Raw genomic sequence first — 26,962 nt, forward strand, 5'->3', positions numbered from 1 at the left:
TAAAATATGAAAAATTTAGAGTTTACAGGTGAACGTATGACTACAGGTCTTGGATCAGTTCATGGTGTTATTGAGCATTTACATAGATATGCTATTGCTCAAAAAATCACTAACAATAAAGTTGTTTTGGATATAGCTTCCGGTGAGGGTTACGGAAGTTTTTTACTAAGCAAAAGTGCCACTAAAGTGTTTGGAGTTGATATAGATGAAGAATCAATAAATCATGCAAAAGTTAAATATGCCTCATCAAAGAACATTGAGTTTAGTGTAGGATCTACTGACGCTATTCCATTAGAAGATAGATCTGTTGATGTCGTTATTTCTTTTGAAACAATAGAACATCACGATAAGCACGATTTGATGATGAAAGAAATTTCTAGAGTTCTTAAAAAAAATGGCGTTTTATTGATTTCTTCTCCTGAGAAAAGTATTTATAGTAGTAGGGATCCTAACAATCCTTATCATATTAAAGAATTGACTTTAGATGACTTTAGCGATTTGTTGAAAAGGAATTTTAAAAATGTTAATTTGTTTAATCAACGATTTGTAATAGGTTCTTTAATTCATTTGATTGATCAAGATTGTGAATCAAAATTTAATTTGTTTGATGGGGACTATCTACAGATTAAGAATAAATTAGATGAAGATGATTTTTACAATAAGTCTTATTTTAATTTAGCGATATGTTCAAATGCAAACAACAATGATTATTTAGAAGTTGGATCGTCAATTTTTAATGGGGTAAGAGTTGTTAAGGAGGAAATAAATGTACTTAAAGAAAGTTATGAAAAACAGTATAATAATATATTATCTACTGAATCTTTTAAATTAGGTAATTCAATTATTAAAAAAATAAATTCAGTTAGAAAATTATTAAAAAGATAGCCCCTTGCGACATCTCTTTCCCAATTTCACATCATTCCAGAAAATTACACTTGCTTTCTTAAATTAATTATTAAGTTTTTAACATTTAAAACTGACTTTGAAATTATGGGTGCAATTGTTTTTATTTAAACCTAATTCGGATATTCATATTAAGTTTTTAAAAAGAATTATATTTAAATTAGAAAAAAATTGAGAATATGGATTATCAATAATAAAATGATATTTAATTTAAATAACTCTTTTAATACATTTGAAAAAAAATGCAATTAGCCTTCACAATTTGTTCTAATAATTATTTAGCTCATGCTAAAACTTTAGGAGATTCATTTTTGGAATTTCATCCAAACGTTAGATTTATAATAGGGTTAGTTGATAAATATGATTTAGAGTTTGATTATAGTTTTTTTTCGGCTTTTGAGATCATACTCGTTGAAGAAATAGCGGTTCCAAACTTCGAGGAGTTAAATGAAAAATATAACATTACCGAGTTAAATACAGCTGTAAAACCATCCTATTTACATCATATATTTAAGAAGTATAATGCAAAAAAAATACTTTATATTGACCCGGATATTTTAGTAACAAGTAGTTTTGACGAGGTTTTTGATGCGTTAGATTCAAAAAATATTGTTATAACACCACATATGTGCAGTCCTGTTGACGATGAGTTTGGTCCTAATGATTATGATGTGTTAGGAGGAGGAGTTTATAACCTTGGTTTTATTGGATTAAGCGATTATGACCAGGTAAAAGGTTTTATTGATTGGTGGCATAACCGCGTTGTAAAATATGGGTATGGAAATCAAAGAAAAGGAATGTTTTTTGATCAGCTATGGATTCAGTATGTACCATGTTTTTTTGATAATTATTACATTCTAAAACACTTGGGCTATAATATGGCTAATTGGAATCTTCATGAAAGAGAAATAAGCGCACAGGATAATGTAAATTTCATTATAAATGATGACTATACCTTACGGTTCTTTCATTTTAGTAGTTATAAATTCGAGAAGCCAGATACGATATGCAGGTATCAAACGCGATATGATTTTAATTCAAGACCGGACTTGGTACCACTTTTTAATAAGTATGCCACTAAATTAAAAGAAAATAAAGTAGATCAAATAAGTAAATTAAATGTGTTTTATTATCCTAATTTGCATCAATTGAGAGCAGTAGAAAAAAAAAAGACAACTACTCTAGAAATTATTTATCGAATGAAGAAAGCGATAAAAATTCTAATTAAGGGACGTATATAAAAATAGCGCTTATTTACAAACCATATAATATCTTTGAACAAAGTAAGCAATCAGTTATAAATGGAAATTTCAACACTTAGATAATTCAATATAAATTAAATACATGTCATTCAGTACCCCCATTCTTTTTCTGATTTTTAATCGTCCTGAAAACACTAAAAGGGTTTTTGAAGAGATAAAAAAACAAAAGCCCAAGTATCTTTATGTGGCTGCAGATGGACCACGTTCCAATATTATTGAAGATATAGAGAAATGTAAAGAAACAAGGAATCTGGTGCTTAAGGGTATAGATTGGGATTGTGAAGTAAAGACATTATTCAGAGACGAAAATTTTGGTTGCGGTAAAGCTGTCCAGAATGCTTTAGACTGGTTTTTTGATGAAGTTGAAATGGGAATTATTATTGAAGATGATATATTACCGGACTCCTCATTTTTTTGGTATGCTGAAATATTGCTTGATCGATTTAAAAATGATTATCAAATTTTTTCTATTAATGGATGCAGTTTGGCATATGAAAATCATAAATATGATTTTGGTTTAACTCGTTATTTTAATATGTGGGGCTGGGCTAGCTGGCGACGATCTAATGACTTGGTTAATAAAACCTGGAATACTTATAATGGTATTGACGATTTTAAAAAAGGCAGTAAATTGGTAAAATCATTAAGTTTGCCAACAATTTTACCGCAAAAAGAATGGATTAATAGATGGCAGTTTCTTTTTGATGCTACAAAAAACGGGAATATAGATACTTGGGATTATCAATGGGTATTTACTTGTTTGAAAAATCAGCAATATTGTATTCGTCCAAATTTGAATATGATAAATAATATTGGTTTTAATAAAGACTCAACACATACAATTCAAGTACCCCATATAAAATTGAGCAATATTAAAGTCAATACTCTAAAAATAACAAATGGTATTTTGAATGGCAAAATGAAAATAGATTCTATTTATGAAATTGTAAATGTTGCAGAATATTGGAATGGGGTTGTAATTAATTCTTCTAATTTCATTAAGAAAGTAAATGGTTATTTTAAAAAATCTTTAAATTTATTTAAAAATGCCTAAATTCTCCATCATCACTATCAACTACAATAATCTAGACGGGTTAAAACGTACTATCGAAAGTGTGGTCAATCAAACCTGGCAAGAGTTTGAGTACATTGTTATTGATGGAGGTTCTTCTGATGGTAGTTCCGCTTATATTGAAAGTCAAAGTACAAACATTGATTTTTGGGTAAGTGAATCTGATAAAGGTATTTATAACGCCATGAATAAAGGAATTAAGGTAGCCAATGGGGAATATTTGCTGTTTTTGAATAGTGGGGATCATTTTTACGACAATCGAGTTCTAGAAAAATTCCATTCCTTAATAGGGGAATTTGATTTAATATATTTTGATGAATATAGAGTAGGTGAACGACTTTCTGAAATTGTTAAATACCCGAGTAAATTAAACTTTTCGAATCTTTATTTAAGCTCATTGTCTCATCCCAATACTTTTATTAACAAAAACTTGTTTGATAAAGTTGGTCTTTATGATGAGAGTTTGAGAATTGTATCCGATTGGAAGTTTTCTATATTGGCATTATTTAAGTACAACTGTACCTATTTGAAAGTAGATGGTGTGCTTTCTGTTTTTTATTTAGATGGTATTAGTTTTTTAGAAGATAATTCTAAAGAGAGAAATAAAGTCTTAAATGATTATTTTAAGCCGTTTGTTGATGATTATGAAGAGTTTGTCCGTAATAGAAATGAGTTAAATCATAATAAATCAATTTTGCAATCTAATAGATTTAAAATGCTATTTGAAATTGAAAAAACAAAAGGGGGGATGAAGATTGTTTCACTTTTTTTTAGAATCTATATTATTTTTTTCTCAAAGGAAAAAATAAAAGATGTTTTGAATTAATAAGATAGTATGATGTCATACTTATTCTTAATCTAATAAAGGAATTTTCGATTATAGTTTTATTCTTTACATATATCATTTGTAAAGTAAAAAAAATAAAAAAGATTTATGAAAGTGTTTATACCCCATCATAAGGTTTTAAATATTTATTTTGATGAAATAAATAAATATGCAACAATTGATTATATATATGGGAAGCTGGAAGATTATAAACCTAATTATGAGATTGTAAATATTCAGTTTCCTGAAGCTATTTTTGCTTTTAAAGTACCTACAAAAGAACAATTAATTGATTTAGAAGAACTTTTTTTAATCTGGAAAATAAAATCAAAAATTGTTCTAACATTAAATGATATAGAGTCACACTATGATAAAGGTAATAAGTTTAGCACTTTGTTCAAATTATTGTATAAATATGCTGATGGAGTTATTCATTTAGGCAACTACTCATTAAATAAATATCAATCTATTTTTGCAGAAAAATGTAGGCATAAGTTAATTAATCATCCATTATATGATAGCCTTTTGAATACTAAGGAAGTCTTTGATTTTCAAGATAAGTTTAAAGTAGATTTTCAAGATAAATATGTTGTTTCTGCTATTGGTAGTTTTAGGTCAATGGAAGAAGTTAGGCTATTATTGGCAATTTTCAATAAAATTCCTGTAAAAAATAAATTTTTAGTAGTGCCTAATATGCTGCAATTTGTAAAACCTAAATATTTTAGACCCTATCGTTTTAGGAATATTTATAAATATATTTCTGAAAAAATAATTTGCTTCCCTTTAAAAAAGGAACAGTATTTTTTTGACAATCGATTTTTAGAATATGGATATATGACTGATTTAGTTCGGAATTCTTCACTTATTATTATTCCAAGGATTAAAAATTTAAATTCGGGGAATTTATTTCTAGGCTTAACTTACGACAAGCCAATGGTAATACCTAAAATTGGGAATTTAACCGAAGTAGCGGAGTATTTTGATTTACCAACGCTTGATTTGAAAAAGAGAAATTACAATGAAGTTTTGTCGATCGTAACGGATGAAAAAATAAATAAAATTTTCAAAAGTAATGAATATCTAAATAAAAAAGAACAATTTCACCCCAAGAAAATTTCAAAAGAATATGAAAGTTTTTTCAAGACCTTAGGAGGGATATAAAGTGTATTTTTATATTTAAAAATAAATTAGAATGTTAGTATCTGTAATAATACCTTGTTACAATCAAGGAAATTTTTTAAACGAAACCTTAGAGTCTGTTTATAAACAAACATATTCAGACTGGGAATGCATTATAGTTGATGATGGTAGTATAGATAATACTATGGAAATTGCTCAATCATGGGTGTCAAACGACAAAAGATTTAAATATTATAACAAAGAAAATGGAGGTGTAAGTAGTGCAAGAAATTATGGAATAGAATTAGCGCAGGGAGAATTTCTTCAGTTTTTAGATTCAGATGATATTTTGGACATGAAAAAAATCGAAATTTCAATAAATCTATTAAAATTGCCAAAAAATAGTGAAGTACAAATGGTGATTTCTAATTTTAAGATGATTTCATCAGATTCGAAGGAATTTTATCCGGCATTTTGTGAATTGACATACGAATCATTATCATTTGAAAATTTTTTATATAATTTTTTTTCAATTCAAATACAATGCGGTTTCTTTGATGTGAAATTGTTTGAGAGCATAAAATTTCCTGAAAACTTATCAGCTCAAGAAGATTGGGTTGTGTGGGTTCATCTTTTTAAGAATAAGCCCAATTACATTTTTAAAAATTTACCTTTAGCATATTATAGAATTAATCCTACTGGAAGAATGATGACAATGGGTGCAGATGATAATCAGATTAAGGTTTTAGATTCTTTGAAAGAAATACTAACATACCACCAATATCACCAGTTTTCTGTTCATTTAATGAGTAAATACTATGATTCAACAAAACTATTTAGAAATAATTTGACATTAGTAAAAACATCTAACACTTATAAAGCTGGATTAATAATAAAAAAAGTTCTGAATAAAGTTGGGATGTTGAAACTTGCTAAAGAAATTTTCAAAAAAATTCTAAAATTTAAAACAAGATAGCCTGAAAAAATGGTGTTTTTTTTATAAACTTAAGGCAAAATGATCAATGTTTTTAATTTTATAACAATACAAATTTATGATTTCAATAATTATTTGTTCTAGAGATTTACACCTATATGATAAGGTCGAAAAAAGTATAAAAAAAACAATTGGTTCAATAACGTATGAGATTATAAAAATTGATAACTCAATTGACAATATATCTATAACTAAGGCATATAATTTGGGTATTGATAAATCAAAATATGAACATTTATTGTTTGTTCATGAAGATATTTTATTCCATACAAATAATTGGGGTGATATTTTGATAAATATTTTTAAAAAGAATAGTAACATTGGATTGATTGGTATTGCTGGAGCTAAATATAAAAGTAAATATCCTAGTGCATTTTGGCATACAGAAACAAGTATGATAAAATTAAATTTGATACAACATTATAATTGTAAAAAAAGTAGTTTACATACAATTGGTTTTGAAAATGATGATTTTGAAGATGTAGTTGTTTTGGATGGTGTATTTATGGCATTAAATAAAAAATTGAATGTACGATTTAACGAGGAAATTTTAGGATTTCATTGTTATGACTCAGCGATATGTATAGATGTTTTAGAGATTAAACGTAAAATTATTGTCACGAATGAAATTTTAATTGAACATTTTTCTATTGGAAATACAGATTTAAAATTTGTAAATTCACTAATAAAATTTCATGAATTATATAAAAGAAAATTACCTAAATATTTAACCTCTAGTTCAAAAATTAATGATGTAATTGCTCTAAAAAAGTTTTTAGAAATTTGTTTGCAAAATAGATTTATTCCATATAATTTTTGGATAAAATATATGATTTTTAATTTATTTGATAAACTAAACTATAATTTATTAAAATTATTAATTCATAAAAAATTAAAAAAAAACTGACATAAAGATAAGATGAGTTTAGTTTCTATAATATTACCAAGCTATAACCATGCAAAGTTTTTAAAAAAACGTTTGAAAAGCATACAGGACCAAACTTTTAAAGATTGGGAACTAATAATTATTGATGATTGTTCTTCTGATGAAAGTGTATTCATTATAAATGAATTTATAAAAAGCCATCCTGCAATGAAAATCAAACATTTTATTGTTAACGAAACCAATTCGGGAAGTGGTTATAAATCCTGGCAAAAGGGGATTGTGCTTGCTGAAACTGATTACATCTGGTTAGCAGAAACCGATGATTATTCCGAACCTTTTTTTTTAGAAGAATCATTAGGTATCTTAGAAAAAAATAGCAATATTCCTTTGGTGTTTTGTACAAGTAATTATGTAGATGAGAATAATAAGTTTTTATATGATAGCAGAAAAAGAACATCTCCTCTAGGCATCTCTGAAGATACTTTCGGGGTAATAAAAAACGAAATCATTATAAACAGTTTTCCGTTTAATTCATTTATAACTAACGGCAGCAGTGTTGTGTTTAGAAAGCCGATTACTGCTATACCTGTTGAATTATTCCGAAACAGGCAGATGTCGGACTTATTTTTGTGGACTTGGCTCATTCAAAAACAGGATATTGCTTTTTTGAATAAAAAGTTGAACAATTTTAGACGACACGCTGATTCAACAACAACTAAAATAGATTTATATCAACGAGAAACTTTGTATACAGAATTTGTAGACTATTTGAATTTTTATCCCAATACTAAAAAAAACGAATTATTATTTGCAAAATTCGTTAAAGAGTATTGGATAATCCAATTAAAGAAAGGACATTTTTCCATACAATGGTTAAGAGGTTTAAAAAACTATAATTTTTTCACATTACGAACAAAACTGATGGTACATTTGTTTAGGTTTGTACTTTCTAAACTATATTTTTTTTAATCTATATATGCAACAACCATTAGTCAGTGTAATTATTACTACCTATAATCGAGATAAATATCTCGAGGAGGCAATCTGTAGTGTCGTTAATCAAACATATTCCAATATTGAGGTTTTAGTAATTGACGATGGTTCAGTCAAAAACTATGCAGAGCAAATTTGCGCTAAATATTCAAATTGTACTTACCATTATAAAATAAACGGAGGTTTGTCTTCAGCTCGTAATTGCGGAATTGAAAAAACCAATGGGGAATTTATTGCTTTTTTGGACGACGATGATTTTTGGCATCCTACAAAAATTGTAAAACAGGTTCTAGTTTTACTTGAAAACCCCAATATTGATTGTGTTCACTCTTCTGCGGCTGTGGTTGACGAAAAGTCAAACCCTACAGGAATTTATATTGGAGCAGCACAAAACAAAGTTCATAAACGTTCAGGATATGTTTTTTGGAATGCCTTGGGTTGTTGGGTAGTGAAATCCCCAACTCCCTTAATCCGAAAAAAAGTATTCAAATTCGACATGATGTTTGATGAAAACATTATGGTAGGTGAAGATATTGATTTTTACCAGCGCATATTCTATCGTCATAAAGTGCATTATGTCAATGAACCACTTGCTTTTTATAGGGAGTATGATGACGCAAGACGACTTTCTTTACAGAGAGAAAAGTTCGTTGGAATAGAAAAGAAAATGTTTTTAAATTTTAAAAAGATGGGAATTAAAAATCCATTTACTTTACACTTAATCGCAGTTAAACTTTTGAAAAAAGCAATCAAAGAGAATAATTCTTTATATTTTGAGGCAAAAAAAACAATCTCAAGTATAAATATTTATTTTCGACCTCGTTATTTTTTGAATCGCTATTTTTGATAATTACTAAGCTAATTAGATTGACAAGTAAATTTGTAATGATTGCGTTTTACTATAAAATTTATTCTTAAATCAGGCTTACTTTACTCGAAATATAGATTGAAAAAAGTAATTAAAAATTCCCGATAATTTTCTAATACATACTAATAAAACCAGAGAAAACATTTTTTATATTAAAAATCAAAAGCAGCATTGTAGTATAATTAATCTGGAAATAATTATAAATTAGGATGCCTATCAAAATTGTTGCAGTAAATGTTTTTAATTTAGGAAAGTTATATTATTCGCAAAAAGTAAACTAATACCATATGATTTTTTTTAAAAATGTTTGCGTTTTCATTCTGTTGAATGTTATGCGCAAATTAGGCAGAGGAAAGTATCTCACAAGTAAGGTATTTTCAAGTAAGAGAATATTAGAAAGAAATTTTCCGAAATCTACAAATTTTAATTTTGTTCAAGTTGGAGCTAATGACGGGGTCAGTTTTGATAGTTTATATGAAATAGTTGTTAATAGAAAATCGAGTGGTCTAGTGATTGAGCCTATAAAAGAATATTTCGACGTATTAGTTCTTAATTATATAGAATTTGAAAATATTGTTAAAGAAAATAAGGCTGTTCATCCAACAGAAAAGGAGTTTCCCATCTATAAGGTTAAAAAGGAAGCATATGATAAATATCCTGATTGGGCAAAAGGGATAGCCTCTTTTAATCCGAGCCATCATGAAGCATTGAATATTGAAACTTCTGATATATTTGAAGTCTTAGTGGTGTGTGATCACTTAATGAATATAATTAATCAAAATGTTGAAAATAAAGAAATAGATTATTTTCAAGTGGATACTGAAGGGTTTGATTATGAAGTTATAAAAATGATTAACTTTAAATTAATCAAGCCTAAAATTTTAAAATTTGAAAGTGTTAGTTTATCTGTAGAGGATATTAATTCGGTAAATAATCTGTTAAAAATGCAAGATTATTATATTTTTAAAGAAGGTAATGACGTTGTTGCAGTCGATTTGAAGAAAGTTAGATTACTATGATTGATAAAATTATTCATTATTGTTGGTTTGGAGGCAATAGAAAACCAGAGTTGGTTAGAGATTGTATTAAATCTTGGAAAAAGCATTTGCCGGATTATAAAATTATAGAGTGGAATGAAAAAAATTCCGATTTGTCCCATCCATTCGTTCAACATGCATATAAAATGAAAAAATGGGCTTTTGTAGCCGATTATGTAAGACTTACAGTTTTATATGAAAAAGGAGGATTGTATTTAGATACCGATATGTTGGTTTTGAAGCCACTTGATTCTTTTTTAAAAAATGATTGTTTCTTTGGAGCAGAAGATAATAATTACATAAATTGTGCGATAATTGGAGCAAAAAAAAACAATGAACTTATTGAGAAATGTCTTTTAAAATATGATTTAGTCGATGTTAATAAGGATATTAATTGGTTACAATTTACAATACCAATAATTATCACTGATGTCTTTAGGTTTAAATACGGATATAAGAATGGTTTTGATAATGATATCGTTAAAATTAATAATGTTGTAATTTATCCAACGATTTATTTTTATCCTTTTCCATATAGTTGTAAAAATGATATACTTAATTTAAAAAAATATATCCGCTTAGAAAGTTATACTGTTCATTTATGGGTTAGCTCATGGTTGCCACACAGTGAGTTTCATTACATAAGGGCTAGAGAATATTCAAAGGGGTTAAGACTTGTCTTTAATAATTTATTGCTAGGTAAAATAAATCTTAAATACATAAGAAAATTAGCTTCGTCAGTAAAGCAATCATTTATGAAAAAATCCATTGACACAACTTTCTCATAAATAATTAAATCTCTTGATAAGAAAAAAGTTTTGCCACAGACTTATTGTTTGTTGAAAATATTTGAGAGGGAGAAGATGCGTGTTTTTATGCAAGTGAAACTTTTGAAAAAAAGGCACTTAAAAAAATAATTCTTTTTATCAATGAGGTAAAAAATTATCTCAGAATAAATACTTACTTTCACTGCTGATATTATTTGAATCGCTAAAACTGTTGAATAAATTGAATGAAATTAAAAATAGGTAAAGAATTTTTATGCAAATCTGTTATATAATATTAGCTCATAGATATCCGAGTCAGTTAAAACGATTAGTTCAGAAATTAACTGCTCCTGAATCTTTTTTTTATATTCATATAGATAAAAATGTTTTAATAGATTCTTTTTTGAGTGAATTGGCTGATTCACCAAATGTATGTTTTATAGAAAACCGCAGAGAAGGAATTTGGGGAGATATCGGAACTGTTAAGGCTACAATCAGCGCTTTAAAGCAAGTATTAAAAGATAAGCGTAGAGGTTATTGTATTCTTCTAAGTGGTCAAGATTATCCAATTAAATCAAACGATTGTATTAAATCGTATTTAACATCTAATTTTGGAAATGAATTTATTGACATTTTTCCATTGCCAACAAAATATTGGTCGATAGATAGAATGGTAAAATATAAGTTTAATTTATCTTCCAGAAAACAAGATTTTGTACTTGTTGGTTCGATACTGGAACCAGAATTTTTTACAAAAAAAACATTTAAGAAAATCTATCAGTCAATTAAAGTTGGTCATTATGATTCTATATTAAAAATCTTTAAAAAAAGGAGATATCCAGACTATATTAAGCCATTTGGAGGAAGTCAATGGTGGGCTTTGACAACACAAACGACTGAAAAAGTTATCGACTTTGTTGTGAAAAATCCTGATTATGTTGACTATCATGTATATTCATTAATTCCTGATGAAATGTTTTTTCAGTCAATTATTATGTATTTAGTGGAGAAGAAAAATGATATTAAAATCATGCCATTTCTTTCGTATGCTAACTGGGAAAAAAAGAATTGTGATTTGCCAGTTACATTTACTTCTGCAGATTTTGAAGAATTAAGTTCTCAACCTAATTCTAAATTGTTTGCAAGGAAATTTGATATTAGTATTGATGTGGAGATTTTAGATAAAATAGATACCTTTCATTCTCAAAGAAATTAAAAAAATGCGAGTAGGATTCAACCCCAATAAAGATAAGATCCAAGAGCCTAATGATTTTTTTCATCAGGTTATCATTCCTATTTATATACCCAACCAAGAGGGGTATTTTAAGGATAGTTTTCAAATTCTGCGATTTTGTTTGGAGTCGCTTTTTAAAACTTGTCATAGTCAAACTTATATTACTGTTGTAAATAATGGAAGTTGCGATGTTGTCGTGCAATTCCTGCAGCAACTTTTGAGTGAAAAAAAAATACATGAGCTTATCCATTCTACAAATATTGGTTATGTAAATGCGATGCTTAAAGGCATTGTCGGACATGATTTTCAGATAGTTACTACAAGTGATGCTGATGTTTTGTTTTTAAATGATTGGCAAAAAGAATCTTATAAATTGTTTGATACTTTTCCAAAAGCTGGAGCCATATGTCCAACACCATCTTCAAAAACTTTGAAGTTTTATTCTTATAACCAAATGTTTGATTGTATATTCTCAAAAAAAATGAAATTTACAATTGTAAAAAACCCTAATGCTATGCGTAATTTTGCCTCAAGCATTGGGAATCCTAATTTTTATAATGAATTTCATCTGAATAAATTTTTAACAGTTACTAACAACAATATAAAAGCAGTTGTAGGTGCAGGCCATTATATAGTAACGTATAAGGGATGTATATTTATTAATCTTACAGAAAAATATTCTGGTTTTGTTTTAGGTGGAGGAAGTGATGATCTTTTGGATAAACCTGTCGTGAAACAAGGCTATTGGAGAATTGCTACAGAATATAATTACACCTACCATATGGGTAATATTATTGAACCATGGATGGCAGAAAAATTTAACATGATAGAAGATCAAAGTAATCTTTTATTAGAAAAACCAAGCTTAAAACAAATCAATCAAAATGAGATTGCTAATTTTATTAAAGAAAAGATTTTCATGAGATTTTTAATTATTAAGCCAGTTTGGAATTTGTTTTTAAAATATAAAGGATTATCAAACGAAGAAGCTAACCATTATTAATATGCGCAAATTTATTAAAAAAGTACTGCTTTATTTTTTAAATACTGTTGAAAAACGAGAAAACGTTATTGTTTCTGGTTTTTCAAGTGGATTGCAAAATGTAATTTTTGAAGGAAAAAATGTTGTTCCCGAAGGTTGTAATTTTTCTGGAAAAATAAAGATAGGTTATGCCACTACATTAGGTTCTAATAATCTTCTAGGTGGCATAATCAGCATTGGTAAATATTGTCAATTAGGAGTTGATGTTGCTATTCATGCTACGAATCATCCCCTTTCCTATATGTCGACGTACATTAATCAAAATTTATTTCAGGGTGAGTTAAAACAATTAAAACAAGAGAATAAAATTAGCATAGGTCACGATGTTTGGATAGGACATGGGGTTATTATTGTAGGCAATGTAACCATAGGCAATGGAGCTATTTTAGCAGCAGGAAGTGTTGTAACGAAAGACATTTTACCTTATGCTATTGTGGCGGGTGTTCCCGCCAAAGAAATTAGAAAACGTTTTTCGGATAAAGTTATTAATGAAATTGAAACTTTAAAGTGGTGGGGTAAATCGGAAGCCGAATTAGAAGAGATTAAGCTACTTTTTTTCAAGGATTTTACAAACAAACATAGTATTTATGACTAAAACAATAGCCATTATACCTGCTCGAGGCGGTTCAAAACGATTTCCGCAAAAGAATGTTCATTTATTTGGAGGCATTCCTTTATTGATGCATTCCATTAATTATGCGTTAGAAAACAGTGCTATAATTGATACTGTTTATGTATCTACGGATGATGCTATAATTAAAAAAATAGCATTAGATCATGGAGCAAAAGTTATTGATAGGCCTGAAACACTTTCTGGTGATCACGAACCTACAATCTCAGCATTGAAACATGTTTTAGAATCCATTGAAACAGCTGTTGAAAATGTTGTTTTATTACAAGCTACCAATCCATTGCGTCCTGCAAATTTGCTGAAAGAAGCTTTTGAAATCTACAAAAAAGAGAATTATGACAGCTTGTTTAGTGTTACTAGAAATCATCAAAAACTCGGAAAACTCGTCAATGCTAAATTCATTCCGTACAATTACACCATTGGACAACGCAGTCAGGATTTAGAACCGCTTTATTTTGAAAACGGTTTGTTGTATATCACAAATGCATCCTTAATTTTGAACAATGTTATTATTTCGGAAAATGCTTTTCCACTTGAAGTAAATCATGTTTTTGCAAGCATAGATATCGATACTCCGGAAGATTTGGAGTATGCGGAGTATTTAATGAAAAAAGTGTCTCGACTGCACTCGACATGACAAAACACAACCAGTATTAAAAAGTGTCTCGACTGCGCTCGACATGATATAATATAATTGTCCTCTCGAGTCTTTCGGGTATAGTTCAGGACAAGCTAAGTCAGGAGGTAAAAGAGATAACCCATAATTCATAACAGAAAACCATGAACCCATATATAGAAATCGCAGGAAGAAAAATCGGGCAAGATTTTTCGCCATTAGTCATTGCCGAAATTGGTATTAATCATGAAGGCTCTTTGGTCATAGCCAAAGAAATGGTAGATGCCGCTCACAGAGCAGGCGTTGAGGTAGTCAAACACCAAACCCATATTGTCGAAGACGAAATGTGTGGTGCTGCCAAAAAAGTAATTCCTGGAAATGCTGATGTTTCTATTTACGAAATTATGGATCGCTGTTCTTTGAACGAAACAGATGAACTGGAATTGAAGAATTATGTTGAAAGTAAAGGAATGCTATTTATTTCGACTCCTTTTTCCAGAGCGGCTGCGGATAGGCTTGAGAAATTTGAAGTCCCTGCTTATAAAATTGGTTCGGGGGAATGTAATAATTATCCGTTGCTAGAACACATTGCTTCTTTTGGGAAACCGGTTATTTTAAGTACTGGAATGAATACTATAGAAAGTATTACCAAAGCCGTTGCCATTTTCGATAAATACAATGTTCCTGTGGCACTCTTGCATACCACAAATTTATATCCTACCCCTATTCATTTAGTTCGTTTTGGCGCTATGATGGAGATGCACAATGCATTTCCTGATGCTGTTTTTGGATTGTCAGATCATACCATAAATAATAATGCTTGTTTGGGCGCTGTAGCTTTGGGTGCTTCTGTTTTAGAACGTCATTTTACCGATCACATGCAACGCACAGGTCCAGATATTGTGTGTAGTATGGACGAGAAAACAACAAAGGATTTAATAATAAACTCTAAGGAGATTTGGCAAATGCGCGGTGGATTAAAGGAACCTGCCCATGAGGAACAGGTGACTATTGATTTTGCTTTTGCAACCGTTTGTACCATTCAACCTATTGCAAAAGGAGAAATACTTACCAAAGAAAATATTTGGGTGAAACGTCCGGGAACTGGGAAGATTTTGGCGGCGCATTTTAACGATCTTATAGGGAAAGTTGCTACTAGAGATATTGAAAATGATGAACAATTAGATTTTTTAGATTTTGAGTAAAATAAAAAAAATAGTATTTCTAACAGGTACTCGTGCTGATTTTGGTAAAATTAAATCTTTGATTTCAATTCTTGAAAAACAACCAGAATTTGAGGTTTTTGTATTTGTCACTGGAATGCATTTACAAAAAGAATACGGATATACGCTGATTGAAATTGAAAGATGCAATTTCAAAAACCTGCATACTTTCGAAAATCATACCCACGAGACTACCATGGATTTGACATTAGCCAAAACCATTGAAGGTTTATCCAGTTACTGTAAACAAGTAAATCCGGATTTAATCGTAATACATGGAGACCGAGTAGAAACTTTGGCAGGAGCTATTGTGGGATCTCTAAATAATATTTTGGTAAGCCATATTGAGGGAGGTGAAATTTCAGGAACCGTAGATGAACTAATTCGGCATAGTGTTAGTAAATTGAGCCACCTTCATTTTGTTTCCAATGGGGAAGCAGCCAAACGATTGATACAAATGGGAGAGATGGAATCAGCGGTTTACACCATTGGGTCTCCTGATATTGACATCCTATTTTCGGATAAATTGCCTGATTTGGTTATTGTAAAGGATTATTACGAAATCGATTTTGACCAGTACGCCATTGTTATGTTTCATCCTGTTACTACGGAAATCGCAGCGATGGAAGAATATGCGCTCAATTTTGTGCAGGCTTTGCTCGCTGACAGTCATAATTATGTCGTTATTTTTCCTAATAATGATTTAGGAAGCACAACTATAATAAAGACGTACGAACTTTTGAAAAATAACAATCGTTTTCGAATTTTTCCCTCACTGCGTTTCGAATATTTTTTGACCTTATTGAAAAACAGCCAATTCATCATTGGTAATAGTAGCGCAGGAATACGCGAAGCACCTTATTACGGGATTCCAATTATTAATATAGGAACAAGACAACTCAATAGAGCAATTCATGCTGATATTATAAACGTGGATTACAGTCAAGAAAATATCACCAAAGCATTAAGGAGCATTGATTTGCATCAGACTCTAAAAATGGACGGCGATTTTGGGCAAGGCAATAGTGCTGCTTTATTCTTAGAATGTCTTATGAAGAAGGAGTTTTGGCAATTGAACCATCAAAAACAATTTAGAGATTTATAATTGGAAACACTGGATTTCAATCCTAAAGTAACCGCTATCAATACGGGTTTTGTTGCATATTCTTTTGAGGTAAAAAGGAAATTACAAAAGAATAATCCTTTTCTTTGCAGCTGTAAATTAGAAAATAATTTTTAAGACAAACTATGTTTTTCAACTCTTTGGCTTTTGCCATTTTTTTACCCATTGTTTTCCTTTTGTATTGGTTTGTTTTCAATAAAACAAAAAGCAGTCAGAACCTTTTATTGATTATTGCCAGTTATTATTTCTACTCCTGTTGGGATTGGCGTTTTTTATTTCTGTTGGTTTTCTCCACTTTTCTAGATTATTATACCGGCATTCAAATTGAAAAAAGCACTACTGAGAAAAGACGAAAGTTTTGGTTTTGGTTGAGCGTCAGCGTTAACTTAGGTTTCTTAGGAGTGTTTAAATACTATAATTTTTTTTCAGCCTCTTTTTCAGAAATGTTAAATGGTGTGGGGTTACAGACGAGCCCCTTGTTGTTGAATGTGATTTTGCCAGTGGGAATTTCCTTTTATACTTTTCACGGCTTGTCGTATGTAATTGATATTTATTTGAAAAAAATAAAAGCAGAATATAATTTTGTTGATTATTCCTTGTTTGTTAGCTACTTCCCCTTGTTGGTCGCTGGGCCTATAGAAAGAGCAACCCATTTGTTACCACAAGTAAAAATAAAAAGAACATTTAATTTGGCGCAAGCCAAAGAAGGAATTTATCAAATCATTTGGGGTTTAGTCAAGAAAGTAGTTATTGCTGATACCTGCGCGACCTATGCCAATGCTGTTTTTGATAATTACAGTTCAATGAATTCGTTGTCTCTGATTTTGGGTGCTGTTTATTTTGCATTTCAAATTTATGGTGACTTTTCGGGATATTCTGATATGGCGTTGGGGATATCAAAATTATTTGGTTTGGATTTATTACGCAATTTTAATTATCCTTATTTTTCAAGGGATATTGCTGAGTTTTGGCGCAGATGGCACATTTCGCTTTCCTCTTGGTTTCGGGATTACCTTTATATCCCGTTAGGAGGTAGTAAAGGTTCGAAAACAATGCAGGTCAGAAATGTGTTTATTATTTTTGTAGTTAGCGGCTTTTGGCATGGTGCGAATTGGACTTATTTAGCTTGGGGATTTATCAATGCTCTTTATTTTTTACCGCTTTTATTGTTGAATAGAAATCGTGCTAATATAGATGAAATTCAACTGAAATGGGATTGGGATTCCCTAAGAACAATTGGGAGTATGCTAATGACCTTTTTTTTAAGTACTATTGCCTGGGTGTTTTTTAGAGCCAAAACTATAACGGATGCTTGTTTGTATTTGAAACGAATAATAGTAAATAGAGAGTTTTCCTCACAGTACCTTGATAATGAGCGTTACAATTATGAATTGCTTCTCATGGTAGGGTTATTCGTTTTAGTAGAATGGAATAATAGAACCAAATTAGAACCTATTTCAGGAAAATACACTACCGTCAAACTGGCTTTGGCTTTACTGGCAATTATTGCATTTGGTACGTATTCAGATTATAAAGAATTTATATATTTTCAATTCTAATGAAAAATTTTTTACTATTCACTTTAAAAACAGTACTCTTAACACTAGCAATCGCAGTTGTTTTAGATTTTATGTATACGGCTGTTTATGCGCAGTCGAATCAAAGGGGTAAAATAGATTATATTTACAATTCACAAGGACGGAATTACGATGTGGTTGTTTTAGGTTCCTCTAGAGCCAATAATCATATTGTGCCTCAACTGTTTGAAGACAAAGGACTCAAAACCTTTAATTACGGTATGAGCGGTGCTCATTTATTTGAAGCTGATTTGTTATTGAAGTTGATGGTAGAGCGAAAATATAAAATTAAAAATGTGATTGTTGAGGTCGATTTGAATTTATCTAATGATCAAAGAGCCGATGGAATTGCATCTCGATTTTTACCTTATATTCATCTGTCGAATACAATAAAAGAGCATTTCTCTAGAGAAAGCGATTTCAATTTTTTGTATTATATCCCTTTTTACCGGTATGTAGAATTTGATTCTCAAATTGGATTCCGGGAGCTGTTTAAAACAGCCCATAAAGAAAGGACTAATTATTTTGAAAATGATGGGTACCATCCTTTATTGAGCACTAAGAAAGGAAGAATGAAAAATGATTTGACGCATTTAAAACCTTTGTTGCATAATAAGTATTATGAAGAAGTTAAGCAAATTTGTAAAATCAATAAAATTAATCTCATCGCTGTAATGACCCCGATGTGTTCGAATACAAAAGGTATGAACTATTTTGAAAAGGTGAACAAAATCTATCCTGAAATTCATAATTATGAGAATGTGGTGGTTGAGGATCGCTATTTTTCTTCCTGTGGGCATATGAACGATGCGGGTGCTAGATTGTTTACAGCAAGAATTATAAAAGATTTTTTCAACAAATAAATTAGGGGTATGGATTAAGTTAAAAAAGACGAAACTGATTTTAGAAATGAAATAACGTAATATTGTCTTTAATCACCGAAAAAAGCGATATTTGGTAACTCAATCACAGAAATAATTTAGATATTTATAATGTTAACAGTATGTAATTATCACTATATTAGAGAAAGTTATTTCTCAGAATACCCAAGTATTTTTGGAGTAACCCCGAATGGTTTTAAAAACCAATTAAAATTACTAAAAAAAACAGGTTGTTTTATTACTCCAAGTCAGTTGGTTGAAGATTATGATGCCGTAGTTTCTTCCAAATACAATTATTTCTGTATTACTTTTGATGATGGCTTAAAAGAACAATTTGAATTTGCATTGCCAATTCTACAAGAATTAGATATTCAAGCCTTTTTTTTTGCCAATTCTATTAATACAGAAATGCAAAAAGTTTGTACAGTTCATAAAATTCATCTTTTACGTTCAATACTTTCGCCAGAAAAATTGATGTATTTACTGAAAAAAAAAAGTACTTTTTCGTTAAATGAAGTAGAAATAAAAAATGGGGAAGGTCATTATCGCTATGATACGCCAGAATCTGCTCAATTGAAATATTTGCTTAATTTTAAAATACCATTTGATATTCAAGAGCAAATTATAGATATAGTATTTAATTCTTATTTCGATGAGGAAGTCGTCTTGAATAAGTTGTATATGTCTAAAGAAGAATTAATTTATTTAGGAAAAAACAATAATTTAGGAAGTCATACGCATACCCATTATCCATTGGGTTTATTAGAAATTGATAAGCTTCGTTATGAATTAGAGCATAGTAAAATGTACTTTGAAGCATTAGTTGGGAACGTAATTACTGCAGTGGCGTATCCTTATGGTACTGATGAAGCTTGTACGGGATTAGTTGCAGAAACTGCAAAGAAAGTTGGGTATTTGTATGGATTCACCACTAAAAGAGGAATAATTGACAGGTCAAACAACAAATTATTACTAAATAGATTTGATTGTAATGATTTAATTGGGGGTAAAAGCTATAGTAAATGATAACAAGGGAAGCTAATATAGAAGATTGGGAAAAATTATATGTTTTCTTTTCGAAGATTTATAGAGAAAATCACCCTTTGCAAAACAAAGAATTTTGGTATTGGCAGTATGGTGATAAACAATATGGCCGATCATTTATATGTTTATCAGCGGATAATGAAATTGTAGGCCATGTAGGAGCAAATTTCGGAGGGGGGTTGGCTTGGGTTATCAATGTTTTTCTAGAGGAATCTTGTAGAGGGAAAAGAGTTTTAACAGAATTATATGCTTTGGCGAGAGCTTATTATCCATTAGCTGCAACGGCAGCCAATGAGGCAGGATTAGGCTTGTATAGAAATATGCGATGGCATAGACATTATGATTTAGTTAGGTATGTTAAGATTAACCCTCGTTTTAAGAAGGCTTCTTTTAATGAAGTCTCTAAATATTGTAATGTTAATATAGATGATTATTTAAATGATGAATCACATTATTTTAAACAACCAGGGATAAAAGGATTATTGTTTGAAGACGGGTCAAGGGCAATAAGCCAAAATGAAGTGGGAGGTTTAAGAGTTATAGACATTTTAAATCTGAATGAATTAGAAAAAAAATCTTGGGAATTAGGATATAATTGGTTGGATTATATTTCATCTTGGAATGATTTAAAAATTAAAAATTTAGAAAAGAATGGTTGGGTTTTAGACTATAAATCTATTGTTCCTTGGCGGTTAAATCCTCTTGAGGAAAATTATTTTTGCGATATTACTTTTCTTTCCGAAGAGCCATTAAACAAAGAATTTATAGTTCATCGTTCGTTTTCAGATCACGGAAGAATAGGAAGTATATGAAATTATTATTAATAGTACCTGATGGTGTAGCAGTTAGAAATTATTTATATTCAAGTTTTATAAAGGAACTAAATAACAATGGTATCGAGGTGATGTTATATCATCAAATTACTGATGCAGCAATTCAAGAAGTAAAAAAAGTTCAGCCAAATATTTCTAAAATTCGAGCTATACCAATTTTTATAGAAAAGCCAAAAGCTAGATTGTTAAGGGAAAGTTTAGCTTATGCTAGATTATTGTATAATTCACGAAAATTAAAAAATCCCACTATTATGGCTTTTTGGAACAGAAACCAGAAAAGTCTTAAACAAAAACTTCTGTATCGTTTAGCTGAGATCTTAGGTAGATTAATCTCATTGGATTACAGTATAATTTTAAAATTAGACAAATCTTACGAGAGAGAAATTTTAAAAGATCCTGTTTTAAAAAAAATAAAAGAAGATTTAGATGTTTTACAACCTGATTGTATTTTAAATTTGCACCAGAGAGCATCTATAAGTGCACCTATAATAGAAATTGCTAAGCAAAAAAAAATACCAACATCAACTGTTATTTTTTCGTGGGATAATGTGCCAAAAGCGAGATTGGTTTCGAGATATGATAACTATTTTGTTTGGTCTGAATTAATGGGAAATGAATTGGACTTATTGTACCCAGATATTAAAAAAGAGCAAATCAAAGTAGTTGGCACCCCTCAATTTGAATTTTATTTTCAAGATAAATATATTTTTTCAAAAGAAATTTTTTTCAAAAAATATGGCTTAGATATTCGTAAAAAGACAATTTGTTTTTCTGGGAACGACATGAGCTCTCCTTATGAAGCTAACTATTTGGAAGATATTTGTGAAGAAATAGGTGAAATAGAAATTAGTCAACGGCCTCAAATTTTATTTAGAAGATGTCCAGTTGATAAGACAAAAAGATTTGACAAAATACTTGATAAATTTAAAGGTTTAGTCTTTTCAGTTGATCCAGATTGGAGAATTGAAAACAAAAACAATTCTTTTCATGCCGTATATCCATCTATTAATGATATTTCATTATTAGTAAACACAGTTAAACATTCTGATTTAGTAATTAATTTTGGAAGTACTATGGCACATGACTTCGCGGTATATGATAAGCCTTGTTTGTATTTAAATTATATTCCAGTTATGCATTCTAAGTATAATGTAAATGAAGTTTATCAATTTCAGCACTTTAAATCAATGAAAGGATTGGATGCTGTAGGTTGGATAAACCAAAAAGAGGAAATTACATCCAAAATACATCAAGCGATTGAATTTCCGGAAAAGGTAGGGCAAGACAGAAAAATTTGGATGCAAAAAATTGTGAATTATCCATTACAAGAGAGTAGTGTAAATATAGCTAAACAAATTAAAGAATTATGCACATCTGTTTCCTAACAAACGAATATCCAAAAGTAGGTTTTTCCCATGGTGGAATCGGCAGTTTTGTAAAAACACTTGCAGTTGCATTAGTCAAACAAGGGATTAGAGTATCTGTTGTTGGGATGAATTATACTGCAAACGATGAAAATGAAACTAGTGATGGAGTAACTATTTATCGTCTCCAAAAGAGTAAAATAAAAGGATTGGCTTGGTTTTATAATTCAAAAGCGATTAATGAAAAGATAATAAGTATTCATAAGTTGGATCCAATAGATATTGTAGAGACATCAGAACTTGGTCTTGCTTTTATAAAAAAAACAAAAAATATAAAATACATTATCCGTCTTCATGGTGGGCATCATTTTTTTGCTGAGGGCGAAAATAGAGGAATTAACAAATGGAAAGGATTTCAAGAGAAACGTTCTTTTAAAAAAGCAGACGCTTTTATAGCGGTTTCAAAATATGTAAAGAATCATACGGAGAACTATTTGAGTTATAATAATAAACCTCTAGCCTATATTAGTTATCCTATAAATACGGAGTTTTTTAAACCGTTGAAAGACCAAGAAGTAGCAAGGAAAATTGTTTTTGCTGGAACTGTTTGTGAAAAAAAAGGAATAAGACAATTGATTCAAGCTTTTCCATTGGTAAAAAAACAATTCCCACTTGCCACATTGGAGATCTATGGAAGGGATTGGTTTTATCCTGACGGAAGTTCCTATTTAGGAATGTTAAGAGAAAAAGAACTCCCGCAATTAGGAGAGATGGTTCAAGACGTACATTTTCATGGTGCTATAGCTTATGATGATATTCCTTCAAAGTATGCACAAGCTGAGGTTTGTGTGTTTCCTTCTCATATGGAAACCCAAGGATTAGTGGCTCCAGAAGCTATGGCAATGGAGAAAGCGGTAGTTTTTACCAAGCTAGGACCAGGGCCAGAGACTATAACGGATTATGAAACGGGATTGCTTTGTGATCCGCATAATCCCAAAGATATCGCTGATAAAATCAGTTGGTTTTTCATAAACCAAGAAAAAAAGGAAGCAGTAGGAAAAAAAGCAAGTGCTTTTGTTATAAAAAAATACGGATTGAATAGTATTGTTAATCAAAATAGGATTTTTTTTGAGATAATGTTAAAAAAAACATAACTTTTATCCAGATACAGGTTTAAAAACAAGTTCTTATTAAAGCCCACAAAAAGTCCATAAAATGAGGGTGAATTGGCGTGGATAATGAATAGTCAAGGAATTCTTAAGTCTTTCTTTGATGTAAAATTATGAAGGTATTGCATTACCATTCTTTAGATAATGTTTGATTTAATAATATATTTACAACAATTAAACAAAAAGAGACCTGACCGGAGCATTAGATTGGTCAGCAAGTATATGGCGTTTAATATTGAATAAACCCAAAAGCAATAAAAAAAGATTTTTATATATTCTAATTGTTATGAGTTTATAAAAAGGATTGATGTTTATAAAATGATTTGTATACGTAACACTATTTTTAAAGGATGAATAAATACATAGTATGTAAAGTTTGTAAAAGCGAAGTTATCTTAATTAATGAAACCTATAATTTAGGACAATGTAAAAATTGCCAACTTATTTTTTGTTTAACAATTTATTCTCAAAAAGAGTTTGTAACTATTTATGATGAATTATATAATGATGAGGATGCCGTTTACAGTAATCATTCTGTTTTAGAGTATGAAATGCTTTTAAAAAACAAAAAAATTAAAGTTGGACACCATCGATCAAGGCTTTTAAAGAAACATGTTCTCAATGGCATATGTGAATCGGTTCTTGAAATAGGAAGCGGTATAGGTCTAATTGGTTCTTATATTCGTAATAAAAATAAAAAGATTAAATATTTAGGTATTGAAATTGATAAAGAATCATATCAAAAATCTCAATTTTTAAAATTGAATACTATTAATGATGATTTTACTACTATTAAAACTATAGAAGAATCTTTTGATGTAATTATGTTGTGGGAAGTGATAGAACACTTACAAGATTTGAAATTATTTATTGAATTAGCTTATGAGAAATTAAATAAAAACGGAAAAATTATTCTTTCGACCCCTAATTACAATAAAATTTATAATTATCCAGAAAGAGAAAAGGATGCTTTATTTCAGGATAAACCACCTGTTCATTTGAACTTTTTTACAAAAGAAAATATCTGTACTATTTTTGAAATAAATCACTTTGTTAACTGTAAGGCTCGAGTAAAGAAATTTCCCTATTTCGATATAAAAAGCAAGAATTTCTATATTGATTTCATTAAATCTATATTCAATAAATATAATGGTTCTACCTTATATTTTGTAGGTACAAAAGCTTAATTAGAAACTGAAATTCGTAATGAAAACAATTCTTATAGCACATAATTATAGTGTAGTCTCTTTTTCGGCAATGAGTTATCATTTGGCGCATCATTTAGCTGATTTAGGTCATCAAGTTATATTTATTTCGCATCAACCTTATTTTTTAAAAAAGGAATATAAAGTTATAGGCAAAGGTAGGATTGTTTTATGTTCATGGCCTTCCAATAAAAGGCCGACTTCCGCTGAAGCTTTTTTTTGGTATACTAGGTTGCATTTAAAATATAAACCAAATGTAATAATTGGACATTTTGTAGGGAGTAATATTAGTATAGTAGTGTCCAAATTATTGTCTTTAGGAAGAGTGAAAACTTTTGAATATTATCATACTTTACGAGAGCAGATACTGGCTGATTTAAAAAAGGTTTCGATAAAACAAAAGCTCCTGTTTTTTCGAAAAAAAATGTTTTATAAATTTTTATGTGATGTAGTTGTATGTCCTTCTGAATTAGCCAAAACTAATTTGAAGGTGCATAATAATTTAATAAAGGGAATTGTATTGTTGAACCCTATGGTTGATAGGTTTAATAATAATAAAGTCATAGAAAAGAACACTATTGTTATTTCATATTTAGGCAGGATTGATCCTTCAAAAGGAGTAGTAGATTTAATCAATGCTTTTATAGCCTATAAAGAAAAGTTTGCTAGTTCAAGAATTGTGTTAAAAATTGCTGGAACTGGAAATCAAGTTGTAAATATAATAGAGTTAATTAAAGATAAACCTGAGATACATTATTTAGGGGGTATTGAATATTTAGATGTTGATGATTATTTAAAAGCAAGTCATTATACAATAATTCCCTCTAAATTTGATAATTTGCCCACAGTAGGGCTGGAGTCAATGATGAATAAAACGCCAATATTAATTTCTAATTCTACAGGTTTGTCTAGTTATTTAACAGAAGGGAAAGATTGTTTTAAGTTTAACCCGACTTTTGAAGATATGATAGCTTTATTTGAAAAAGTAGAGGGCAATTTTCATAAATATGAAAAAATGGCTCACTGTGCTAGGAAAACTTTTGAAGAGCAATTTAATATGGAAACCTATTGCAGAAATTTCAATACTCTAATATGCAATTTGTAATATTTACCCATGTACCACATATCAAACAAGCAAATTTATATTATGCTTACGCTCCCTATGTTCGTGAAATGAATATTTGGATTCAAAATGTGGATGATTTGGTGATTGTTGCTCCTTTGTCTTCCGATAAAAAAACGGAAATTGATGGTTTTTATATAAATCAAAATACTCGATTTAGAGAAGTTTCAAATTTCGACATACTATCGTTAAAATCTATTGTGGCTACCATTGTAAAATTACCTAAAATGATATGGGTAATTTATAATGCTATGCAAACTGCTGATCATATTCACTTGCGTTGTCCCGGTAACATTGGGTTAATAGCCTGTTTTGTTCAAATTCTTTTTCCAAACAAGCCTAAAACAGCTAAATACGCGGGGAATTGGGACCCAAATGCCCACCAACCTTGGACTTATAAACTGCAACAAAAACTTTTGAGTAACACTTTTTTTACTCGAAATATGCAGGTTTTAGTGTATGGGGAATGGGCAGGGATGACTAAGAATATCAAACCTTTTTTCACAGCTACCTATAATGAAGAGGATAAAAAAATAGTAACACCAAAAGTTTTAAAAGGGAAAATTGATTTTGTCTTTGTGGGGGCTTTAGTCAAAGGGAAGAATCCCTTTTATGCTATTCAATTAGTTAAATCGCTTTCCGAGAAAGGATGTAATGTCTCTTTACGTCTGTATGGGGAAGGGGTATTACGTAAAGAATTAGAAGAATATATCATAGAAAACGTATTGGATTCAATGATCACTCTTGAAGGGAATCAGTCTAAAGGAACCGTTCAAAAAGCGTATCAAGAAAGTCATTTTGTGCTTTTACCCTCCGAAAGTGAAGGTTGGCCCAAAGCCATTGCTGAAGGAATGTTTTGGGGTTGTGTTCCCATAGCAACTTCAGTTTCGTGTGTTCCGCTTATGTTGGATAACGGGAATAGAGGCGTTTTACTAGAAATGAATTTAAAAAAGGATACAAATCAACTACTCTTTTTAATTGCAAATCAAATGGATTATGACTTAAAACATATTAATGCAGTAAAATGGTCAAGTATCTATACTTTAGATTTTTTTAAGAATGAAATTGAGAAGTTACTATTACTAAATGCAAAATAGTACTTTTTTCATTTAATGATTAAGTTATAATTACCGAAATTGTCAAGGAAGGCAGGTGTTTATATGTTGCTTA

At 29.8% G+C, this 26,962-nt stretch carries 26 protein-coding genes; all 26 read left to right on the top strand.

Features of this window, described 5'->3' with window-relative positions; translation table 11 throughout:
* Window positions 1-6: 6 nt before the first annotated feature.
* The 26 genes from FLAK523_RS06975 (at window position 7) to FLAK523_RS07100 (ending at window position 26,889) form a co-directional block, all read left to right on the top strand.
* Entirely contained in the window at window positions 7-885 is an 879-nt protein-coding gene (locus FLAK523_RS06975) for a bifunctional 2-polyprenyl-6-hydroxyphenol methylase/3-demethylubiquinol 3-O-methyltransferase UbiG (RefSeq protein WP_248907819.1), read from the top strand.
* Between the two features lie 260 nt (window positions 886-1,145).
* Entirely contained in the window at window positions 1,146-2,144 is a 999-nt protein-coding gene (locus FLAK523_RS06980) for a hypothetical protein (RefSeq protein ID WP_248907821.1), read from the top strand.
* Window positions 2,145-2,349: 205 nt separating this feature from the next.
* Entirely contained in the window at window positions 2,350-3,219 is an 870-nt protein-coding gene (locus tag FLAK523_RS06985) for a nucleotide-diphospho-sugar transferase (RefSeq protein ID WP_248907823.1), read from the top strand.
* Window positions 3,212-4,063: a glycosyltransferase family 2 protein gene (locus tag FLAK523_RS06990; protein WP_248907825.1), complete on the top strand. Its 852-nt coding sequence runs from the start codon at window positions 3,212-3,214 to the stop codon at window positions 4,061-4,063. Before FLAK523_RS06985 ends, FLAK523_RS06990 begins: the two co-directional genes overlap by 8 nt.
* 108 nt (window positions 4,064-4,171) lie before the next feature.
* Window positions 4,172-5,224 (top strand): hypothetical protein, encoded by a 1,053-nt coding sequence (locus FLAK523_RS06995; RefSeq protein ID WP_248907827.1) that lies wholly within the window; start codon window positions 4,172-4,174, stop codon window positions 5,222-5,224.
* Window positions 5,225-5,255: 31 nt separating this feature from the next.
* Window positions 5,256-6,158: a glycosyltransferase family 2 protein gene (locus FLAK523_RS07000; RefSeq protein ID WP_248907829.1), complete on the top strand. Its 903-nt coding sequence runs from the start codon at window positions 5,256-5,258 to the stop codon at window positions 6,156-6,158.
* A gap of 76 nt (window positions 6,159-6,234) precedes the next feature.
* Window positions 6,235-7,083 carry a glycosyltransferase gene (locus tag FLAK523_RS07005; RefSeq protein ID WP_248907830.1) on the top strand — a complete coding sequence of 283 codons (849 nt, stop codon included), beginning with the start codon at window positions 6,235-6,237 and terminating at the stop codon, window positions 7,081-7,083.
* Between the two features lie 12 nt (window positions 7,084-7,095).
* The gene (locus FLAK523_RS07010) at window positions 7,096-8,031 is read left to right on the top strand and encodes a glycosyltransferase (RefSeq protein ID WP_248907831.1); all 936 of its coding nucleotides are present in this window, start codon (window positions 7,096-7,098) and stop codon (window positions 8,029-8,031) included.
* A gap of 7 nt (window positions 8,032-8,038) precedes the next feature.
* Window positions 8,039-8,902: a glycosyltransferase family A protein gene (locus FLAK523_RS07015; protein WP_248907832.1), complete on the top strand. Its 864-nt coding sequence runs from the start codon at window positions 8,039-8,041 to the stop codon at window positions 8,900-8,902.
* A 308-nt stretch (window positions 8,903-9,210) separates the two neighbouring features.
* Window positions 9,211-9,942 carry an FkbM family methyltransferase gene (locus tag FLAK523_RS07020; RefSeq protein WP_248907833.1) on the top strand — a complete coding sequence of 244 codons (732 nt, stop codon included), beginning with the start codon at window positions 9,211-9,213 and terminating at the stop codon, window positions 9,940-9,942.
* On the top strand, window positions 9,939-10,748 hold the full coding sequence (locus FLAK523_RS07025) for a glycosyltransferase (RefSeq protein WP_248907834.1): 810 nt from the start codon (window positions 9,939-9,941) through the stop codon (window positions 10,746-10,748). The genes FLAK523_RS07020 and FLAK523_RS07025 overlap by 4 nt, the downstream gene beginning before the upstream one ends.
* A 253-nt stretch (window positions 10,749-11,001) precedes the next feature.
* The gene (locus FLAK523_RS07030; RefSeq protein ID WP_248907835.1) at window positions 11,002-11,943 is read left to right on the top strand and encodes a beta-1,6-N-acetylglucosaminyltransferase; all 942 of its coding nucleotides are present in this window, start codon (window positions 11,002-11,004) and stop codon (window positions 11,941-11,943) included.
* 4 nt (window positions 11,944-11,947) lie between these two features.
* Entirely contained in the window at window positions 11,948-12,964 is a 1,017-nt protein-coding gene (locus FLAK523_RS07035; RefSeq protein ID WP_248907836.1) for a glycosyltransferase family A protein, read from the top strand.
* A 1-nt stretch (window position 12,965) separates the two neighbouring features.
* The gene (locus FLAK523_RS07040; RefSeq protein WP_248907838.1) at window positions 12,966-13,598 is read left to right on the top strand and encodes a CatB-related O-acetyltransferase; all 633 of its coding nucleotides are present in this window, start codon (window positions 12,966-12,968) and stop codon (window positions 13,596-13,598) included.
* Window positions 13,591-14,271, top strand: coding sequence for an acylneuraminate cytidylyltransferase family protein (locus FLAK523_RS07045; RefSeq protein WP_248907840.1), 681 nt, complete (start codon window positions 13,591-13,593; stop codon window positions 14,269-14,271). The genes FLAK523_RS07040 and FLAK523_RS07045 overlap by 8 nt, the downstream gene beginning before the upstream one ends.
* A gap of 143 nt (window positions 14,272-14,414) precedes the next feature.
* Window positions 14,415-15,455: an N-acetylneuraminate synthase family protein gene (locus tag FLAK523_RS07050; RefSeq protein WP_248907842.1), complete on the top strand. Its 1,041-nt coding sequence runs from the start codon at window positions 14,415-14,417 to the stop codon at window positions 15,453-15,455.
* 1 nt (window position 15,456) lies between these two features.
* Entirely contained in the window at window positions 15,457-16,578 is a 1,122-nt protein-coding gene (gene neuC / locus FLAK523_RS07055; protein WP_248908060.1) for a UDP-N-acetylglucosamine 2-epimerase, read from the top strand.
* Window positions 16,579-16,721: 143 nt separating this feature from the next.
* A complete protein-coding gene (locus FLAK523_RS07060) occupies window positions 16,722-18,155 on the top strand; it encodes an MBOAT family protein (RefSeq protein ID WP_248907844.1) in 1,434 nt (477 codons plus the stop codon).
* On the top strand, window positions 18,155-19,036 hold the full coding sequence (locus FLAK523_RS07065; protein ID WP_248907847.1) for a hypothetical protein: 882 nt from the start codon (window positions 18,155-18,157) through the stop codon (window positions 19,034-19,036). Before FLAK523_RS07060 ends, FLAK523_RS07065 begins: the two co-directional genes overlap by 1 nt.
* A 129-nt stretch (window positions 19,037-19,165) precedes the next feature.
* On the top strand, window positions 19,166-20,080 hold the full coding sequence (locus tag FLAK523_RS07070; RefSeq protein ID WP_248907849.1) for a polysaccharide deacetylase family protein: 915 nt from the start codon (window positions 19,166-19,168) through the stop codon (window positions 20,078-20,080).
* The gene (locus FLAK523_RS07075; protein ID WP_248907852.1) at window positions 20,077-20,910 is read left to right on the top strand and encodes a GNAT family N-acetyltransferase; all 834 of its coding nucleotides are present in this window, start codon (window positions 20,077-20,079) and stop codon (window positions 20,908-20,910) included. The genes FLAK523_RS07070 and FLAK523_RS07075 overlap by 4 nt, the downstream gene beginning before the upstream one ends.
* Window positions 20,907-22,316 carry a hypothetical protein gene (locus tag FLAK523_RS07080; protein WP_248907854.1) on the top strand — a complete coding sequence of 470 codons (1,410 nt, stop codon included), beginning with the start codon at window positions 20,907-20,909 and terminating at the stop codon, window positions 22,314-22,316. The genes FLAK523_RS07075 and FLAK523_RS07080 overlap by 4 nt, the downstream gene beginning before the upstream one ends.
* The gene (locus FLAK523_RS07085) at window positions 22,298-23,449 is read left to right on the top strand and encodes a glycosyltransferase family 4 protein (protein WP_248907856.1); all 1,152 of its coding nucleotides are present in this window, start codon (window positions 22,298-22,300) and stop codon (window positions 23,447-23,449) included. Before FLAK523_RS07080 ends, FLAK523_RS07085 begins: the two co-directional genes overlap by 19 nt.
* A gap of 365 nt (window positions 23,450-23,814) precedes the next feature.
* Entirely contained in the window at window positions 23,815-24,651 is an 837-nt protein-coding gene (locus tag FLAK523_RS07090; RefSeq protein WP_248907858.1) for a bifunctional 2-polyprenyl-6-hydroxyphenol methylase/3-demethylubiquinol 3-O-methyltransferase UbiG, read from the top strand.
* Between the two features lie 19 nt (window positions 24,652-24,670).
* Window positions 24,671-25,774, top strand: a complete 1,104-nt coding sequence (locus FLAK523_RS07095) for a glycosyltransferase family 4 protein (protein ID WP_248907859.1) — start codon at window positions 24,671-24,673, stop codon at window positions 25,772-25,774.
* Entirely contained in the window at window positions 25,762-26,889 is a 1,128-nt protein-coding gene (locus FLAK523_RS07100) for a glycosyltransferase family 4 protein (protein ID WP_248907860.1), read from the top strand. Before FLAK523_RS07095 ends, FLAK523_RS07100 begins: the two co-directional genes overlap by 13 nt.
* Window positions 26,890-26,962: the final 73 nt, after the last annotated feature.

It is taken from the genome of Flavobacterium sp. K5-23 (assembly GCF_023278045.1).
Classification (GTDB): domain Bacteria; phylum Bacteroidota; class Bacteroidia; order Flavobacteriales; family Flavobacteriaceae; genus Flavobacterium.

Coding starts and splice junctions, on each gene's coding strand:
- FLAK523_RS07060 (WP_248907844.1), top strand. CDS start 16,722: ATGTTTTTCAACTCTTTGGCTTTTGCCATTTTTTTACCCATTGTTTTC.
- FLAK523_RS06990 (WP_248907825.1), top strand. CDS start 3,212: ATGCCTAAATTCTCCATCATCACTATCAACTACAATAATCTAGACGGG.
- FLAK523_RS07030 (WP_248907835.1), top strand. CDS start 11,002: ATGCAAATCTGTTATATAATATTAGCTCATAGATATCCGAGTCAGTTA.
- FLAK523_RS07070 (WP_248907849.1), top strand. CDS start 19,166: ATGTTAACAGTATGTAATTATCACTATATTAGAGAAAGTTATTTCTCA.
- FLAK523_RS07015 (WP_248907832.1), top strand. CDS start 8,039: ATGCAACAACCATTAGTCAGTGTAATTATTACTACCTATAATCGAGAT.
- FLAK523_RS07000 (WP_248907829.1), top strand. CDS start 5,256: ATGTTAGTATCTGTAATAATACCTTGTTACAATCAAGGAAATTTTTTA.
- FLAK523_RS07065 (WP_248907847.1), top strand. CDS start 18,155: ATGAAAAATTTTTTACTATTCACTTTAAAAACAGTACTCTTAACACTA.
- FLAK523_RS07040 (WP_248907838.1), top strand. CDS start 12,966: ATGCGCAAATTTATTAAAAAAGTACTGCTTTATTTTTTAAATACTGTT.
- FLAK523_RS07050 (WP_248907842.1), top strand. CDS start 14,415: ATGAACCCATATATAGAAATCGCAGGAAGAAAAATCGGGCAAGATTTT.
- FLAK523_RS07025 (WP_248907834.1), top strand. CDS start 9,939: ATGATTGATAAAATTATTCATTATTGTTGGTTTGGAGGCAATAGAAAA.
- FLAK523_RS07045 (WP_248907840.1), top strand. CDS start 13,591: ATGACTAAAACAATAGCCATTATACCTGCTCGAGGCGGTTCAAAACGA.
- FLAK523_RS07035 (WP_248907836.1), top strand. CDS start 11,948: ATGCGAGTAGGATTCAACCCCAATAAAGATAAGATCCAAGAGCCTAAT.
- FLAK523_RS07080 (WP_248907854.1), top strand. CDS start 20,907: ATGAAATTATTATTAATAGTACCTGATGGTGTAGCAGTTAGAAATTAT.
- FLAK523_RS06995 (WP_248907827.1), top strand. CDS start 4,172: ATGAAAGTGTTTATACCCCATCATAAGGTTTTAAATATTTATTTTGAT.
- FLAK523_RS07100 (WP_248907860.1), top strand. CDS start 25,762: ATGCAATTTGTAATATTTACCCATGTACCACATATCAAACAAGCAAAT.
- FLAK523_RS07005 (WP_248907830.1), top strand. CDS start 6,235: ATGATTTCAATAATTATTTGTTCTAGAGATTTACACCTATATGATAAG.
- FLAK523_RS07090 (WP_248907858.1), top strand. CDS start 23,815: ATGAATAAATACATAGTATGTAAAGTTTGTAAAAGCGAAGTTATCTTA.
- FLAK523_RS07010 (WP_248907831.1), top strand. CDS start 7,096: ATGAGTTTAGTTTCTATAATATTACCAAGCTATAACCATGCAAAGTTT.
- FLAK523_RS07085 (WP_248907856.1), top strand. CDS start 22,298: ATGCACATCTGTTTCCTAACAAACGAATATCCAAAAGTAGGTTTTTCC.
- FLAK523_RS06980 (WP_248907821.1), top strand. CDS start 1,146: ATGCAATTAGCCTTCACAATTTGTTCTAATAATTATTTAGCTCATGCT.
- FLAK523_RS06975 (WP_248907819.1), top strand. CDS start 7: ATGAAAAATTTAGAGTTTACAGGTGAACGTATGACTACAGGTCTTGGA.
- FLAK523_RS07020 (WP_248907833.1), top strand. CDS start 9,211: ATGATTTTTTTTAAAAATGTTTGCGTTTTCATTCTGTTGAATGTTATG.
- FLAK523_RS07095 (WP_248907859.1), top strand. CDS start 24,671: ATGAAAACAATTCTTATAGCACATAATTATAGTGTAGTCTCTTTTTCG.
- FLAK523_RS07075 (WP_248907852.1), top strand. CDS start 20,077: ATGATAACAAGGGAAGCTAATATAGAAGATTGGGAAAAATTATATGTT.